Origin of the sequence: Paraburkholderia unamae (assembly GCF_003268775.1) — a bacterium.
Taxonomy (GTDB): Bacteria; Pseudomonadota; Gammaproteobacteria; order Burkholderiales; family Burkholderiaceae; genus Paraburkholderia; species Paraburkholderia unamae.
In genome coordinates, this window is record NZ_QLSU01000001.1 from 140,496 (window position 1) to 156,589 (window position 16,094).

The window sequence follows — 16,094 nt, forward strand, 5'->3', positions numbered from 1 at the left end:
CGATGCGCTTACGGCGCGCGCCTGACGGCGCGCCGCGAGAGCATTAGCGCTGCGCGATCGGCTTGGCCACGCGCGGCGCTTCGCCGATGAAGAGCTGACGCGGACGGCCGATCTTCTGCTCGGGGTCGGCGATCATCTCGTTCCATTGCGCGATCCAGCCCACCGTACGCGCCATCGCGAAGATACAGGTGAACATCGCGGTCGGGATGCCCAGCGCGCGCTGCACGATGCCCGAGTAGAAGTCGACGTTCGGGTAGAGCTTGCGCGACACGAAGTATTCGTCTTCCAGCGCGATCTTTTCGAGCTGCATGGCGAGCTTGAAGAGCGGATCGTCGTGCAGGCCGAGTTCGTTGAGCACTTCGTAACACGTCTCGCGCATGAGCTTCGCGCGCGGGTCGTAGTTCTTGTACACGCGGTGGCCGAAGCCCATCAGCTTCACGCCCGAGTTCTTGTCCTTCACCTGCTTGATGAACTCGGGAATGTTATCCACCGAGCCGATTTCTTCGAGCATGTTCAGCGCGGCTTCGTTCGCGCCGCCGTGCGCCGGACCCCACAGACATGCGATGCCGGCCGCGATACACGCGAACGGGTTCGCGCCTGACGAGCCAGCCAGACGAACCGTCGAGGTCGAAGCGTTCTGCTCGTGGTCGGCGTGCAGGATGAGGATGCGGTCGAGTGCGCGCACGAGCACGTCGTTGACCTTGTACTCTTCGCTGGGCGTCGAGAACATCATGCGCATGAAGTTCGCGCTGTACGAGAGGTCGTTCTGCGGATACACGAACGGCTGGCCGACCGTGTATTTGTACGCCATGGCGACGAGCGTCGGCAGCTTCGCGATCATGCGGATCGCCGACACTTCACGATGCTTCGGATCGTTGATGTCGAGCGAGTCGTGGTAGAACGCGGACAGCGCGCCGACCGCCGCCACCAGAATCGCCATCGGATGCGCGTCACGGCGGAACCCCCGGAAAAAGAAGTGCATCTGCTCGTGAACCATCGTGTGGTTCTTCACCGAGGCCACGAATTCGTCCTTCTGCTGCTGCGTGGGCAGTTCGCCCTTGAGCAGCAGGTAGCAGCTTTCGAGGAAGTCGGCGTTTTGCGCGAGGTTGTCGATCGGGTAGCCGCGGTACAGCAGCTCGCCCTTGTCGCCGTCGATATAGGTGATCGCCGAGTTGCACGCCGCCGTGGACATGAAGCCCGGGTCGTACGTGAACATGCCGGTCTGGCCGTACAGCTTGCGGATATCGATCACGTCCGGGCCCGTGGTGCCCTGGTAGACCGGCAGTTCAACGCCTTCAGCGTGGCCGGGGATCGTGAGCGTGGCGTGTGTCTTCGAATCGATCATTGTGTGTCCTTGGATTGCTGTCACTTCGCGACAGGAGGCAGCCACGCCAGGGGCCCATTCGTCCGGGCAGGCATTGCTGCGACCGCTCGTCGCATTCTACGTCGCAGCGCAGCATCGATTGATAGCGCAGGCAGCAACAATCCCTCTTCGAGCCAGCAACACTCAAAGCTTGCGGCTTCCTTAACATCGATTCCTGCAACAATATTTTGCTTTTGCAGCGCAACATGTCGCAGTCCAGCTCTGCGATACTGCTTGACATGCGATGACTTCCCCTAATTGTCCTTGCATGCTGTAGTTCGACCCGCCATCATCGGCGGGTCTTTTTTCTTGGCCACACGCGCTTAAAGCAAAACGTAAGGAAGCAACGGATGAACATCTCGATTGACACCCTGTTCGCAGAAGACGAGCTCGCAGAGGGCGCCGTCGTCACAGCACTCAATCATCAGGACATCGTGGTCGCGCTCTCTGCGGCGCTCGCGAGCGAACGCGTCGCTGTGCTGCACATGCTGTATCCGCGCACCGACGCGCGCACGCACCGCAGCCTCGACGCCCTCGTGGACGCACTGCACGGTCATGGTCTGCATCAGGTAGCGCGGCTCGTTTCGCAGGAAGCGCACTACCTCGTGTTCAAGGACCCCGTGAAGGCATGGAAGGCCTTCCACGAAATCCGCAACGATTCGCTCGCGATCGGCGTGCATCTCTACTATGCGGGCCTCGTGGGCGAAGCCGCGGAGCACAAGCTCGACGCGCACGCGCACGGCCGCGAATAAGCGCCAATCGTTCGGGATACGAAACATCCCGCAGCCAAAGCAACGGCGGCCGCGTGACTCGATGCACGCGGCCGCCGTTGGCGTTTCTGCACTTTTTTTGTGCCCTTTTTCAGCGCTTTCTTAGCGCCCGTGCCAGCTCACGAACCGGTCGATCAACTCGTTGAACGCGGCGGGCCGCGCGAGATTCATGCCGTGCGACGCGCCCTCCACGCTCGCGCGCCGTGCGTCGGGCAGCCACGCTTCGAGCGCCGCCACCGCACGGTGGAACATCTCCGGGCTCAACGCCCCGTCGATCAGCAGCACGGGGCAAGTCACTTCGGCCGCGTCCTCACGCGTGTACGCGGGCAACGTGTCCTGAAACTGCGGGCCGAGGGTGTGCGCGTTGTCGGTCGCCATGCGGCGGAACGCGTGCGTGCTCTTCGCCCAGAAGCCGGGTCGGCTCACCGAATCGACGAATAATTCCAGCCCCGCATCCACCTCGCCGGATTCGATCAGCGCCACGGCGCGGGCGCGCAGCGCATTGACGGTCTCCGGCAGGGTGGCGAGCGTTTGACCGGGTTGCTGCACGGGCCCGCCGGGATCGGCGAGCGTGAGCGTGCGCACGTGGCCCGGATGCCGCCGCGCGAACTGGAACGAGACAAGGCCGCCGCGCGAATGGCCGATCACGTGCGCCGGACCCGCGCCGAAGCCGTCGATGAACGCGGCCAGTTCGTCGGCGTGACGCCGCCAGCTAAAGGGCTGGCCGCGCGCGGCGTCGCCAGCGGGCCAGTAGTGCGTGAGGCTCACGGAAACGCAGCGGTAGTGCTGCGCGAGACCCGCGAGCTGTGGCTGCCAGTAACGGTAGTCGCACAGCGACCCGTGCACGAAGAGAAGGAGTTCGCCCTCGCCCCGTTCGACATAGGGCATGGGCAGGCCGCCGGGCAGTTCGACGAACGTTCCGGGGGCGGGAAATGCGGCTGGATTCACGGCTGGATGATGTGGAGGCAACGAACGGGCGGCGCGCTGCGGCGGCGGGAAGCCCCTGCCACGGCGGCGCACGCCGGCAAAGTGGCGTATTGTCCCACGGCGGCGCGCAAGGCACAGGGCGAACAAGCGGGCGAACCCGCGCCGTCACCGCCCGCCCGCGCCTTATTCGACCGTTTCGAACGCGTGCTCGCTAATGAGCGAAGACGCCGCGCCCGCGCCGCGCACCGCGCAGGTGAGCGGCTCGTCGGCCACGCGCACGTTCACGCCCAGTTCGGCCGCGAGGCATTGGTCAAGGCGGCTGAGCAGCGAACCGCCGCCCGTCAGCACGATGCCGGTATCGGCGATATCGGTGACGAGTTCGGGCGGCGCCGTTTCGAGCACGTGGCGCACCACGCCGATCACCTCGCGCAACGGCGCGGCCAGCGCGTCGGCCACGTCGTGGCTCGTGATCTCGATGGTGCGCGGCAGGCCGTCCTCCATGCTGCGCCCGGTGGCGCGCATGCGTTCGACAGGCTCGCCGTACAGCGCGCAACCTATCGTCTTCTTCACGTGCTCGGCGGTCTGCTCGCCGAGCACGACGCCGTAGAGCGCACGCACGTGATCGACGATGGCGCGGTCGAACTGCTCGCCGCCCACGCGCACCGAGCCGCTGCACGCCACGCCGCCCAGGGCGACGATGCCCACTTCCGTCGTGCCGCCGCCAATGTCCACGACCATCGAGCCCGTTGCCGAATTCACGGCCAGGCCCGCGCCGAGCGCCGAGGCGAGCGACTCGCCGATCAGGTTCACGCTTGCCGCCCCGGCCGCGAAGGCCGCCTCGCGAATCGCCCGGCGTTCGACCCGGGTCGCGGCCGCCGGCACGCACACCGTGAACGCCGCGCGCCGCCCGAGCAAACGGCGCGGCTGCGCCATCGCCACGAAGCGGCGCATCATGTGCTCGGCGGCGGAGAAGTTGGCGATCACGCCGTGCGAAAGCGGACGCACGGTTTCCAGATTGACGGGCGTGCGGCCGAGCAGATCCTTCGCCTCGCGGCCCACGGCGGCCACCGTCGTCTCACCCGCGCCGGCGCGGCGCTCGAAACAGACCACGGAGGGCTGATTGAGCACGATGCCTTCGTCGGCGGTATAGATCAGCGTGTTGGCCGTGCCAAGATCGAGCGCCATGTCCTGGCGGAACAGCCTTTTGGAAAAAATGGAATGCGGCTTGGCTCGGGCCATATTGGTCTGGTGTGCGGTTTTGAGCTGCCCGGCTGGCGAAGCGCCGCCGGAGGGCATTCCCGATGGCGGCCTCGTCCAGGCTGCGCGAACTGACCGCGCGCCGGGCGGAACGGGCCAACGCGGCCCGCAAAGCAAAGGGTCGCGACGACTCCCCGTGTTAACGGCCGCGACCGGCGCGAACTTTAGCCGCGCCAAAAATAACTGCATAGGATAATCGGCAAAAATGGCCGAAATAAGACAGTTTCGAACCCGGCGATGTGTCGCTTATACCGATTTATATGAATTTGAATGGGCGCACATAACGGGGTCGGAAACTTGTATTGAATCGCCGGGCCAGTGGCGGCCCGGCGTTCGCACCAGCGTGCGTTAGCCGTTGGATTCGCGCGCGAGCGCGCGCACCAGGGCGTCGCGCCCGAGCATGACACCCTGCGGCGTGATCGTGTGACCCACGCCCGGCAACGCGAAGGCGGTGACGGCAAAGCCGGCGTCGCTGAACGCGGCGGCGGCGCGCTCGAGTTCGCTCGCCGCAATCACCTCGTCGTCCTCGCCGTGCACGAGCGTGAGCACCGTGTGGCTCTTCGCAACCACGGGCGTCACGAGACGGCCCGCGTACGCCACCACGGCCGCCGCACCCGACGCCTGTGTGGCCGCGTGGTAAAGCGACATGATGGAGCCCTGCGAAAAGCCGACGAGCGCGAGCGCGTCGTGGCCGAGTCCCCAGTGCGCAAGTTCGGCTTCGAGCCGTCGCTCGAAAACCTGCGAGGCCGCCACCACGCGCGCCTCGCGGTTCGTCTCGCTAATATCGCGCAGACTGAACCATTGGCGGCCGCCAAAGCCGCCATCGAACGGCTCGCTGCCGTCGAGCGACGCGAACGCGACGCCCGGCAGCGCATCGCGCCACACGTCGGCGAGCGGCGTCAGGTCCTGGGCGTTGCTGCCCACGCCGTGCAGCAGCACGACCAGCGCGCGCGCCGCGCCATCTGCGGGCGCCAGGCGCCAGCCTCCATCAAATGCTTCCCAGCTCATGGTCGGGCCTCCCCTGTGGGTGTAACCGGATTGTGTGTTGAGCGCGCGCATTTTGCGCGGCGCGAGACAGGCGCAAGGATACGCTCGCCGCGCGCGATGTGAATGAAAGAGTCAATTTCCCGCTGTTAGGTAAAGCGTCAAAGTGACAAACCGGGCGGCGAACCGGGCTGCGAAAGCCGATCGCAAGCCCCGATGACCCTGTGTCCCATGGGGATGCTTCGCGGGTGGCGATGACGTGCGGCGATTGCGGGTATCCTGTGCCGCAAACCGAATCAGCGGAGAAGACGCTTGAATCAACCCGCCGCATCAGCCGCGCCGCCCGCGCCACCGCCTCCGCTCCAGGGAGGCAGTCTGCTCCTCGGGACCATCGCGGTCTCGCTCGCGACCTTCATGAACGTGCTCGACACGTCGATCGCCAACGTCGCCATTCCGACCATCTCCGGCGACCTCGGCGTTTCCGTGGACGAAGGCACGTGGGTCATCACCGTGTTCGCGGCGGCCAACGCCGTTTCCATTCCGCTCACCGGCTGGCTCACGCAGCGCTTCGGGCAGGTGCGCCTGTTCATCACCTCGATCCTCTCGTTCGTGCTGGCCTCCTGGCTGTGCGGCATCGCACCCAGCCTGCCCTTCCTGCTGATCGCGCGGGTGCTCCAGGGCGCCGTGGCCGGCCCGCTGATCCCGCTCTCGCAGGCCATCCTGCTCGGCTCCTGGCCCAAGGACAAATCGGCCAGCGCGCTCGCCTTCTGGGCAATGACCACGACCGTCGGGCCGATTGCGGGACCGGCGCTCGGCGGCTGGATCACCGACAGCTACAACTGGGCGTGGATCTTCTACATCAACATACCGGTGGGTTTCTTCGCGGCGTTCGTGACGTGGTCGATCTATCGCAAACGCGAATCGGCCACGCGCAAACCGCCCATCGACGTGGTGGGCCTCGCTCTGCTGATCACCTGGGTCGCCTCGCTCCAGATCCTGCTCGACAAGGGCAAGGACCTCGACTGGTTCAACTCGCCCGTGATCGTCACGCTTGGCATCGTCGCGCTCATCAGCTTTGCGTTTTTCCTCGTGTGGGAGTTGACCGAGGCGCATCCGATCGTCGATTTACGCTTGTTCGGACAACGTAACTTTCTCGGCGGGACGATCGCGATTTCCGTGGCGTATGCGGTGTTCTTCGGCAATCTCGTGCTGTTGCCGCAATGGATGCAGGAGTATCTGAACTACCGCTCGGTGGATGCGGGCTTCGTGACCGCGCCGCTCGGCATTTTCGCGCTGCTGCTCTCGCCCGTGGTGGGGAAGCTGCTGCCCCGCTCGGACGCGCGCATCATCGCGACGATCGCCTTCGTGCTGTTCGCGGGGGTGTTCTACATGCGCTCGATGTATGTGGTCGAAATCGACACCTTCCATCTCGTGCTGCCCACGCTGCTGCAAGGCATCCCGATGGCGCTTTTCTTCGTGCCGCTCACGGCCATCATTCTTGCGGGGCAGCCGCCGAGCCGCGTGCCGGCGGCGGCGGGCCTCTCCAACTTCGTGCGCGTGTTCTGCGGCGCGGTGGGCACCTCGATCGCCACGAACGCCTGGAACAACCGTACGATCCTGCATCACGCGCGGCTCACCGAGCAGGCCTCGATCAACAACCCGACTTTCGTCCAGGCGATCGACCAGACGCAGAAAACGCTGCATTTGAGCGAGCCGTCCGCGCGCGCGCTGTTCGACTTTCAGCTCACGACGCAGGCCGCCATGATGGGGCTGAACGACATTTTCTATATCTCGGCCATCATCTTTCTCGTGATCATTCCGCTTATCTGGATCACGAAGTCGACACGGGGCGGCGGAGGCGGCGCGGCCGGCGCGCATTAGCCCGACCGCGCATTAACCGAAGCGCGCGGGCAAATACGGTGTGGGATCGATAAACGGCGTTTCGCCGACGATCTGCTCGGCGACGAGACGCGCCGTGACCGGCCCGAGCGTGAGCCCATGATGGTTGTGGCCGAATGCGAACCATAACCCCGCGTGGCGCGGCGCGGGGCCGAGCAGCGGGCGCATGTCGGGCGTGCAGGGGCGCAGACCCATCCACGGCGTTGCATCGAGTCGCGCGCCAAGGCCGAACACGGGCCGCGCCTCGCGCTCCGCCGCGTCGAGTTGCGCGTAATTGGGCGGACGCTCGCGCGTGGCAAGCTCCACGCCCGTGGTGAGCCGCAGGCCGCGCCGCATCGGCGCGATCACGTAGCCGCCCTCGATATCCACCACCGGCCGTTCGAGCGGCGCGCGCGCCTCGCTCGCGTAGTGCATGTGATAGCCGCGCTTGACCATGAGCGGCACGCGGTAGCCAAGCGGGCGCGTGACCAGATCCGACCACGGGCCGAGCGCCACGACCGCAAGCTCGGCGCTCACCGGGCCATCGTCGGTCTGCACGCGCCAGCCCTTGCCTTGTGGTGCGATCGTGCACGCGTCGCCGCGCACGATCACGCCGCCTTCGCGCACGAACAGTTGCGCATAGCCTTTCGTGAGCCCGCCCGGGTCCGCCACGCTCGCGGGGTCGATCCAGTGAATCGCGCCCGCGTAGCCTTCGCCAAGCGAAGGTTCGAGCGCACGCAAGCCTGGCGCGTCGAACATGCGCACATGCAGACCATGCGCGTCGGCCACGCCTTGCGCCGTGCGCATTTCCCGCTCGAACGGCCCGGGCGCACGCCACGCTTCGAGCCAGCCCGAGGGCCGCACCAGTTCGCGCAAACCCGCGCGCGCAATCAGCGCGTCGTGCTCGGCCACGCTGCGCTCGATGAGCGGCAGCATGTCGCGCGCGGCGAGCGCGAGCCGCGCCGGCGACGACTCGCGCCAGAACGACGCGAGCCAACGCGCGTAGGCGGGCAGCGAGCGCACGTCGTAGCGCAGCACGGTCGAGTCGTTGCGCACGAGGCGCAGCAGCGTGCGCCAGTCACGCGGAAAGCCATACGGCACCACCGACGACGACTCGATCAACCCGGCGTTGCCGTGGCTCGTTTCCTCGCCTGGCCCGCGCCGGTCGACGAGCGTGACCTGCACGCCGCGCGCCTGCAAATGCAGCGCGACGCTCACGCCCACGATGCCCGCGCCGAGAACGATCGCGCTCTTGCTCATGAATTGACTCTGCCGTCCGAAATTACCGCAATCACTTCGCGACGATATCGCGCCCGAAATACTTCATCGAGAGCTTCGTGAGCGTACCGTCCTGGCGCAGCGAATCGATCGCCGCGACGACCTTGGCCTTGAGCGCCGCGTCGTCCTTGCGCATGCCGAAGCCGGTGCCTTCGCCGAGCGTGGCGGGGTCCTTGAGCGGCGCGCCCGCGAACTCGAAGCCCTTGCCCTGCGGCTTCGAGAGGAAGCCGTCGGTGGCGGTCTGCACTTCCTGCACCGCGCCGTCCAGACGACCGGCCGCGAGGTCCGCGAAAATCTGGTCCTGGTTTTCATAGGTGACGACGTTCACGCCCTGCGTGCCCCAGTGCTTGCGCACGTAGTCCTCCTGGGTCGAGCCTTGCAACACGCCAACCGACTTGCCCTTCAGGCTCTCGGGCGTGGGCTGGAGACCCGAGCCGCGCTTCGCGACCATCTGGATCGGCATCACGTAGATGGCGGGCGTGAAGGCGATCTGCTGACGCCGCTTCTCGGTGATGTTCATCGCCGAATTGATGACGTCGAACTTGCGCGCCTCGAGCGCGGCAATCAGCCCGTCGAAGCTGTTCTCGACCCACACGCACTTCATCTGCAACTTCTGGCACACGGCATTGCCGATGTCGATATCGAAGCCCTGCAATGCCCCCGAAGGCGTCTTGCTCTCGAACGGAGGATAGGACGCCTCCACGCCAAAGCGCAGCGTTTTCGGATCCTGCGCGTGCGCCGCGCCCGCCGTCATACCCGCGAAGCCAGCAAGGCTGGCCGCTGCCGCGAAGCGAATCATCTTCCTGTTCATCGTCGTCACCCAATTCGTAATCAGTGTCAGTTCAAGCGCGATGCGCCCCGTGCGACGCCCTTTCCCGAGCGCCGCGGCCGCAGGAGGAATATAGACGAAAAATAAAAAGAAAGTCTAGAATGGACAAAAATGTCTACATCGCCACTCTGGAGTCCCCGCATGAACGAGACGTCCCAATCCACCGCCGCGCCGCTCGTCGTCGACGCCGCTCAGGTGCGCGCCGCCCTGCCCGGCCTCGACGTGCGCGGCGAACTCGCGCGCCTGTTCGCCTCGCTCGGCCGCGGCGAAGCCGTGCAGCCGCCGCAAACGCTCACGCTGTTTCCCGGCCAGGCCGGCGACTTCATCACCTATCTCGGCGTGCTCGCCGAAGCGGGCGTGTTCGGCGCGAAGCTCTCGCCGTACATCGTGGGCGCCGAAGGCCGGCCGCCCGTCATCACCGCCTGGACCGCGCTGATGTCGATGAAAACGGGCCAGCCGCTCATGTGGTGCGACTCGGCGCTGCTCACCACCGAGCGCACGGCGGGCACGACGGCGCTCGCCGTCGACCAGCTCGCGCCGCGCGAGGCAAAACGCCTCGCCGTAATCGGCTCGGGCGCGGTCGCCCTCGCGCACATTCGCCATGTTGCGCCGCTGCGCGCGTGGGCGAGCATTCAGGTGTATTCACCGAAACTCGCGGACGACGCCAGTCGCCAGGCCGAGCTGCGCGCGCTCGACGCACGCGCCAGCGTGGCGGCAACGACCGAAGCGTGCGTGCGCGACGCCGACGTGGTGATGCTCTGCACCTCCTCGGGCAAGCCCGTGCTCGAGCTCGACGCCCTCACGAAGCCCGCGCTCATCACGTCGATCAGCACGAATGTCGCGCAGGCGCACGAGATCGACCCCGCCGCGCTGCCCTCGCTCGACGTGTACTGCGACTATCGCCACACCACGCCGCAAAGCGCGGGCGAAATGGTGCTGGCCGCGCGCGAGCATGGCTGGTCGCCGGAATCGATCGCGGGCGACCTCGCGGAACTCGCGAACGACGCCTGCCCGCGGCCGTCTTACGCCCGCCATGCGTTCTTCCGCTCGATCGGCCTCGGCCTCGAAGATATGGCCATCGCCCACGCGCTCTATACGCATCTGCGCGCGTGATCGCAGTATCATCGACGTCCTTCGCGCCGCCCAGCCAACGCGCGCGCTACGTCAACCTGAGATCGAAACCGTGAAAAAGCCCGCCAGCCCGAAAACGTCACGCGACATGCTGCTCGCGCGCTACGCACACGTGGCCGACAGCATCACGACGCTGTTCTTCCCGTTCGCGGAAGTCGTGATTCACGATCTCGCCGACCAGACCGTGGCGTATCTCTCGAACAATCTCTCGAAGCGCGAGATCGGCGACGACTCGGCGCTCGAAGACGTCGAGGAAACCACGCGCGAGAAGCTGCTCGGCCCCTACGAGAAGGTGAACTGGGACGGGCGGCGCATGCGCTGCGTGAGCACGGCGCTGTTCGACGACGAGGGGCGCGCGGCGGGCGTCATGTGCGTCAACTTCAACATCGCGGCGTTCGACGACATGCAGGCCACGCTCAACCTGTTCCTGCGCGGCGCGGGCGTGATCGCGCAGCCCGAGGAGCTGTTCAAGGACGACTGGCAGGAGCGCATCAACACCTTCCTGCACGGCTGGCTGCGCGAACGGCAGATCGCGCTCAACTCGCTCACGCGCGAGCACCGGCGCGCACTGGTCGAGGCGCTCCATGCCGAAGGCGCGTTCAAGGGCAAAAGCTCGGCGAACTACGTGGCGAAAGTGCTGGGGATGGGGCGCGCGACCGTGTACAAGCATCTGCGCGAGATGAAGGCGGACGCGCAATAACGCGCAATATCACGGGCCAACGCACAATCGCACAATCGCGCACGGCTGCGCCGCGTCGAGGGGCGCAGCCGCTACAATCGCGGGGACCGCGGCGGGCGCCCCGCCGCGGCTTCCCTGCGCCGCCCATGAACTATTCGCCCATCCTCGAAACCATCCATCGCGACTTGCAGCCGTACATCGGGCAAGGCCGCGTCGCTGACTACATTCCCGAGCTTGCGAAGGTGCGCGCCGATCATTTCGGCATGGCCATCGTGACGGTGGACGGCCAGGTGCACCGCACCGGCGACGCCGACGTGCGCTTCTCGATTCAGAGCATTTCGAAGCTGTTCGCCTGCACGCTCGCGTTCCAGTTGCTCGGCGACACGCTCTGGCAACGCGTGGGCCGCGAGCCGTCCGGCACGGCGTTCAACTCGCTCGTGCAACTCGAATTCGAAGCGGGCAAGCCGCGCAACCCGTTCATCAACGCAGGGGCGCTCGTCGTCACCGACGTGCTGTGCCGCCGCTTCGTGCAGGCGGAAACCGCGCTCGTCGATTTCGTGCGGCGGCTCTCGGGCGAGCCCGGCATCGGCTACGACCTGCGCGTCGCGCAGTCGGAGATCGCGCACGCCGAGCGCAACCGCGCGATGGCGCATTTCATTGCGAGCTTCGGCAATCTGGAAATGCCCGCCAATGCGGTGATCGACGCCTATTGCCGCCAGTGCGCCATCTCCATGAGCTGTGTGGAGCTGGCGCGCGCGGCACTCTTTCTGGCAAATGGCGGCGTGTCGCCCGCAAACGGCGAGCACGTGCTCGACGCGAGTTCGGCAAAGCGGCTTTCGGCGCTCATGCTGACCTGCGGCACGTATGACGCGGCGGGCGACTTCGTCTACCGCGTCGGCTTGCCGGCCAAGAGCGGCGTGGGCGGCGGCATCGTCGCGGTGCTGCCGGGCGAGTTCGCGGTGTGCGTGTGGTCGCCGGGGCTCGACGCCACGGGCAACTCGCAGGTGGGCTCGCTGGCACTGGAGTGGCTGACCACGCGCACCGGCCGCTCGATTTTCTGAGGCCGTGAAGCACGCCATGACTTTACACATCCGTAGCGAAACGCCGGCCGATCACGCAGCGATCCACGCCCTGACCGAGGCTGCGTTTTTGCACGCCCCGCATACGAGCCACACGGAGCAGTCAATCGTCGACGCGCTACGCGCTGCCGGTGCATTGACGGTATCGCTCGTTGCCGAGGATAAAGGCGAGATCGTGGGGCACGTGGCGGTTTCGCCGGTCGCGCTTTCCGATGGCTCGAAGGACTGGTTCGGGCTCGGGCCGATTTCGGTGGCGCCCGCGCGGCAAATGCAGGGCATTGGCGCCATGCTGATGCAACACGCGCTGGATGCGCTGCGCGCGCGAGACGCGGCGGGCTGCGTGCTGCTCGGCGATCCGGCGTTCTACGCGCGCTTCGGGTTTGCCGCACAACCCGCGCTCGTGCTGCTGGGCGTGCCGCCCGAATACTTCCAGGCGATTGCGTTGCGCGGCGGCGTGCCCGCCGCGACGGTGCAATACCACGCCGCCTTCGAGGTGAATTGAACGCGCTTCACGCATGACGAATGCGCGGCAAGTCAGACAGCACAATCAGACGATCGATATTTCGAGGCGCCTGCCCAGCTTGTTGAACGCCGCTTCCATGGCATCGATCCGGGAAGCATGGCGTGGATCGAGCAGCCGGTCGATTTGCGGCATATGCACGTCGAGCCGCCGCGCCAGTTCGGCCTTGCGCACGCCCTGGTGAATCATTTCATTGGCGAGCAACACTTTCGCCACGACGAGCGTTGGCAACACGACACACGGCTGCCCCTTGCGCGGCTTCGAGGGAAAGGGCACCTTGCGCTTTTCGTCGAAGTAGATCTCGATGGCGCTCTCCAGTGCGTCGAGCCCGTTGAGCAGCGCTTCATCAGCGTCGTCGCCCACGGATGCCGCTTCGGGAATGTCCGGAAACGTCACCAGATAGGTGCCGTTGGTGTCCAGTTCGAGATTGGCGGGATAGGACCACATGGCGGCCAGTTTCTCCTTGCTATGACTTGGCAGTGAGGTCTACGCGCGCGCTCACCGCTCACTTGAGGCCGAGATCGCGCTTGATCTTCTCGACCAGACCCTTGCCGATTTCCTTCTTGCCGTGATCGGGAAAGATAGTCGATCGACCGTTCAGCGTCACACGGAAATGGCTGCCTTTGGCGGGCAGGAACTCGGCGCCCAGATGCCTCAGCCATCTTCTGAATTCGCTGTAACTCATGGGCTTCGCACGGAAAGTCGTCTGAGCCATGAGTACAACATATATGTTGTATTAAAAAACGTAGAGATGCAACATATTTGTTGCATCTCAATGCCGACCTCGCCGCCTTCCAGGGATCAGAGCGGCGGCCGCTCCAGCCCCACCCAAGGTTGAACGGACGGCCGCCGCCACTGACGCCGCGCATACCCGGCCAACCGCCCGGGCACCGCATCGCCGTTCAGGACGAGGCGATTCAGCATCAGCGCAAGATCCACGTCGGCGATGCACCATTCGCCGAAGAGATGTTCTGCATCTGGCGCGAGCAGCGCTTCGGCCATCGAAAAGAGCTTTAGCGCAGCGGTGCGCGCCGCATCGGAAAGCGGTGCAGTCGTCGGGCCGTAGAACACGACTTCGGTCGATCGCTCCTGCCGGAGCGCCATGAGGTCGCTGCGCAGCCACGCCTGAACCTGGCGCGCCCGAGCGCGCATCTGACGATCCGCCGGATACAGCGGCGCGCCCGGGAACGCTTCGTCCAGATACTCCGTGATCGCTGAAGATTCCGAGAGGGCGAAACCGTCGTGGATCAGGGTCGGCACGCGCCGCGTCAGCGACTTCGCCGCGAAGTCTGCGCTGTGGTTCTCGTTTTTACCGAGATCGACGGTCGAAAGCTCGAACGCCAGGGACTTCTCGTGCAATGCCACGAAGACCGACATTGCGTAAGGGCTGGCGTATTGGGCGTCGCAGCAGAGATGCAGGGCTGGATTGGGCAAGGAAGGCTCCATTAGTTCGCCGTTCGTTCATCAGGTGAGCGCAGAGATGGTAACGAACCGGGTCGCCGTGCCGCTTGTTCGCCGACAAACCAATCGGCGCAAGCAGGCCCCTGCGCGCCCTGACCGGCTACGCCTTCTGATTGCGGAAGTCGGGAAACTGGTTGCCGGTGTAAAGCGGCGGCGCCACCCTGGAATATGCCGATGCCAGTTGAAACGCATCCAGATCGTCGTAGGTATTGCCGACAATCTGCATGCCCATTGGCATGCCTTCGGCGTCGATCCCGATGGGGGCTGCGACTACGGGATACGCGCCGAGAAGATTCCAGACCCAGGTAAAGACGAACTTTAAGCCGGTGACCCGCCTGCCCTGAATCATGACGCTGTCAGTTTCAGGATTCAGACCATGCTCCGCCGGAATAAGCGGTGTGGCGACCGTTGGCGTCAGGAGCGCGCGATATCCGCGGGTGAAGACGGTTTCCTGCACCTGGCGCTGATATTTGTTCAGCAATTCTTCCGTGGCGACGAGGGCGTCTGGACCGATCTGCCCGTGCAGGCGCGTAAACGACGCGCGCGTATAGGGCATCAACTGGTCCAGGTGTTTGAGCCCTTCCGTTCGCATGCCTCCCATGCTGGTAGAAAAGAGCCCCGCCCAGAACGTATCGAGATCATCGGCCTTGAAGCCGAGATCCACGGTTTCCACCGTGGCACCGAGACCCTTCACGCGTTCGATCGCGCGATTCATCGCTTCGCGCACCGGCGGGTCAAGCGGCGAAATCCCCGGCATAGGATCGTAGGCGATTTTCCAGCCCTTAACGGAATCGTAGTGTTCCGGGTAAATCAACCTGGGACGCAACGACGAAAGAACGAGCGGATGCGGGCCCACCATCGCGTTGGTGAAGAGATTCAGGTCGTCGAACGTACGCGCGAGCGGTCCCTCGGTCTCGTAGGGAACTTCGCTGGTAGGCACCCGTCCGAAGGGGGGCTTGAAGCCGTACAGCCCGCATTGCGACGCCGGAACCCGGATCGAGCCGCCCATGTCGGAGCCGAGTGCGAGCGTCGTGAAGCCCGCAGCGAGTGCCGCACCGGCACCCCCCGACGATCCGCCAGGCGTGTATGCCAGGTTCCACGGGTTACGCGTCACCCCCCACAATTTCGTCGCCGTGGTGAGCCACGTGTAAAACTCCGGCACTGTCGTCTGGACATGGAACACAGCACCGGCTGCGCGCAGACGTTCGATTACGGGGTTGTCCGCCTTCTCGGGCGGTGCGTCTTTCAGCAGCATCGACCCCATGGTCGTCGTCCATCCCTTGACCGCAAACTCGTCTTTTACCGCCACGGTAATGCCTTCCAGCGGCCGTGGATTGCCTGCCTTGTAGCGTGCTGCCGATTCGTTCGCCGCCGCGCGCGCCTCGTCGAAGTGTTTGACGGTGATGCAGCCAACCCGCCCCTCATCAATGCCAATGCGCTTGATCTGGGCCTCGAGCACATCCACGGGCGACAACTGGTGAGTCCGGAAACGGGTGAGCAGTTCTGTGGCAGATAACCAGGCCGGATCATCGGGCGATGGGACGGAAGCACTGGCCGCGTGCGTGCGCGTCGCCGTTGCGGCAAGCAATGCGGCGCTGGCAGCCTTGCCAGAAAGCTTCAGAAAGTGGCGTCTGTCGATCATCCGGCATTCTCCCGCTTCGCATCGGCTCCGCTCCACATCCTTCGAAGCTCGGAGAGGAATCCTCATTGAATGAACCGCAACCCGAATCGTGGCCGGAATAATCAGCCAGCATCAGTGCGCATGCAGTAAGCATTACCGCGATCGTCGATATGGCGATATGCCGTGGCCGCGCGTTACGCGTTTTCCGCGTCGCATGGCCTTCGGTCGACGAATCGGTGCGTGAACGCTCTATGGGTGTGGCAACGGATATTGCTTAACGTCCCACGTTTCCTGCCATTTTCGTCGGGACACCATAA

The 16,094-nt window shown here is 65.2% G+C and carries 16 protein-coding genes; 6 read left to right on the plus strand and 10 right to left on the minus strand.

The features are described 5' to 3' along the window. Positions 1–43: 43 nt before the first annotated feature. A complete protein-coding gene (gltA, locus tag C7401_RS00590) occupies positions 44–1,345 on the minus strand; it encodes a citrate synthase (RefSeq protein ID WP_112169241.1) in 1,302 nt (433 codons plus the stop codon). Positions 1,346–1,713: 368 nt separating this feature from the next. Here gltA and C7401_RS00595 point away from each other — a divergent pair, with 368 nt between their 5' ends. Then, on the plus strand, positions 1,714–2,115 hold the full coding sequence (locus C7401_RS00595; protein ID WP_112169243.1) for a hypothetical protein: 402 nt from the start codon (positions 1,714–1,716) through the stop codon (positions 2,113–2,115). A gap of 120 nt (positions 2,116–2,235) precedes the next feature. On the opposite strand, the gene C7401_RS00600 is transcribed toward C7401_RS00595, so the two are convergent. The 3 genes from C7401_RS00600 to C7401_RS00610 all read right to left on the minus strand — a co-directional run bounded on the left by C7401_RS00600 (position 2,236) and on the right by C7401_RS00610 (position 5,325). Next, positions 2,236–3,021, minus strand: a complete 786-nt coding sequence (locus tag C7401_RS00600) for an alpha/beta fold hydrolase (protein WP_112169245.1) — start codon at positions 3,019–3,021, stop codon at positions 2,236–2,238. Between the two features lie 222 nt (positions 3,022–3,243). Then, a complete protein-coding gene (locus tag C7401_RS00605) occupies positions 3,244–4,299 on the minus strand; it encodes a rod shape-determining protein (protein ID WP_112169766.1) in 1,056 nt (351 codons plus the stop codon). A gap of 366 nt (positions 4,300–4,665) precedes the next feature. Next, positions 4,666–5,325, minus strand: a complete 660-nt coding sequence (locus C7401_RS00610; RefSeq protein WP_112169247.1) for an alpha/beta hydrolase — start codon at positions 5,323–5,325, stop codon at positions 4,666–4,668. A gap of 288 nt (positions 5,326–5,613) precedes the next feature. Here C7401_RS00610 and C7401_RS00615 point away from each other — a divergent pair, with 288 nt between their 5' ends. Further along, positions 5,614–7,182 (plus strand): DHA2 family efflux MFS transporter permease subunit, encoded by a 1,569-nt coding sequence (locus C7401_RS00615; protein ID WP_112169250.1) that lies wholly within the window; start codon positions 5,614–5,616, stop codon positions 7,180–7,182. A gap of 12 nt (positions 7,183–7,194) precedes the next feature. Here the strand turns inward: C7401_RS00615 and C7401_RS00620 are convergent, their stop codons facing one another. Then, the gene (locus C7401_RS00620) at positions 7,195–8,439 is read right to left on the minus strand and encodes an NAD(P)/FAD-dependent oxidoreductase (protein ID WP_112169252.1); all 1,245 of its coding nucleotides are present in this window, start codon (positions 8,437–8,439) and stop codon (positions 7,195–7,197) included. 31 nt (positions 8,440–8,470) lie between these two features. Continuing rightward, on the minus strand, positions 8,471–9,268 hold the full coding sequence (locus tag C7401_RS00625) for an ABC transporter substrate-binding protein (protein ID WP_112169254.1): 798 nt from the start codon (positions 9,266–9,268) through the stop codon (positions 8,471–8,473). Between the two features lie 159 nt (positions 9,269–9,427). On the opposite strand from C7401_RS00625, the gene C7401_RS00630 reads away from it, so the two are divergent. The 4 genes from C7401_RS00630 (at position 9,428) to C7401_RS00645 (ending at position 12,677) form a co-directional block, all read left to right on the plus strand. After that, positions 9,428–10,399, plus strand: coding sequence for an ornithine cyclodeaminase family protein (locus C7401_RS00630; protein ID WP_112169256.1), 972 nt, complete (start codon positions 9,428–9,430; stop codon positions 10,397–10,399). 106 nt (positions 10,400–10,505) lie between these two features. After that, positions 10,506–11,117: a helix-turn-helix transcriptional regulator gene (locus C7401_RS00635; protein ID WP_220092799.1), complete on the plus strand. Its 612-nt coding sequence runs from the start codon at positions 10,506–10,508 to the stop codon at positions 11,115–11,117. Positions 11,118–11,242: 125 nt separating this feature from the next. Beyond that, on the plus strand, positions 11,243–12,157 hold the full coding sequence (locus tag C7401_RS00640) for a glutaminase (RefSeq protein ID WP_112169260.1): 915 nt from the start codon (positions 11,243–11,245) through the stop codon (positions 12,155–12,157). Between the two features lie 16 nt (positions 12,158–12,173). Further along, positions 12,174–12,677 carry a GNAT family N-acetyltransferase gene (locus C7401_RS00645; protein WP_112169262.1) on the plus strand — a complete coding sequence of 168 codons (504 nt, stop codon included), beginning with the start codon at positions 12,174–12,176 and terminating at the stop codon, positions 12,675–12,677. A gap of 45 nt (positions 12,678–12,722) precedes the next feature. Here C7401_RS00645 and C7401_RS00650 read toward each other — a convergent pair whose 3' ends face one another. From C7401_RS00650 to C7401_RS00665, 4 genes are all read right to left on the minus strand, one after another. After that, positions 12,723–13,142: a type II toxin-antitoxin system HicB family antitoxin gene (locus C7401_RS00650; RefSeq protein ID WP_112169264.1), complete on the minus strand. Its 420-nt coding sequence runs from the start codon at positions 13,140–13,142 to the stop codon at positions 12,723–12,725. A 58-nt stretch (positions 13,143–13,200) separates the two neighbouring features. Further along, the gene (locus tag C7401_RS00655) at positions 13,201–13,380 is read right to left on the minus strand and encodes a type II toxin-antitoxin system HicA family toxin (protein ID WP_112169266.1); all 180 of its coding nucleotides are present in this window, start codon (positions 13,378–13,380) and stop codon (positions 13,201–13,203) included. 116 nt (positions 13,381–13,496) lie between these two features. Next, positions 13,497–14,141 carry a glutathione transferase gene (yfcF, locus tag C7401_RS00660; RefSeq protein WP_112169268.1) on the minus strand — a complete coding sequence of 215 codons (645 nt, stop codon included), beginning with the start codon at positions 14,139–14,141 and terminating at the stop codon, positions 13,497–13,499. 115 nt (positions 14,142–14,256) lie between these two features. After that, positions 14,257–15,798 (minus strand): amidase, encoded by a 1,542-nt coding sequence (locus C7401_RS00665; protein ID WP_112169270.1) that lies wholly within the window; start codon positions 15,796–15,798, stop codon positions 14,257–14,259. Positions 15,799–16,094: the final 296 nt, after the last annotated feature.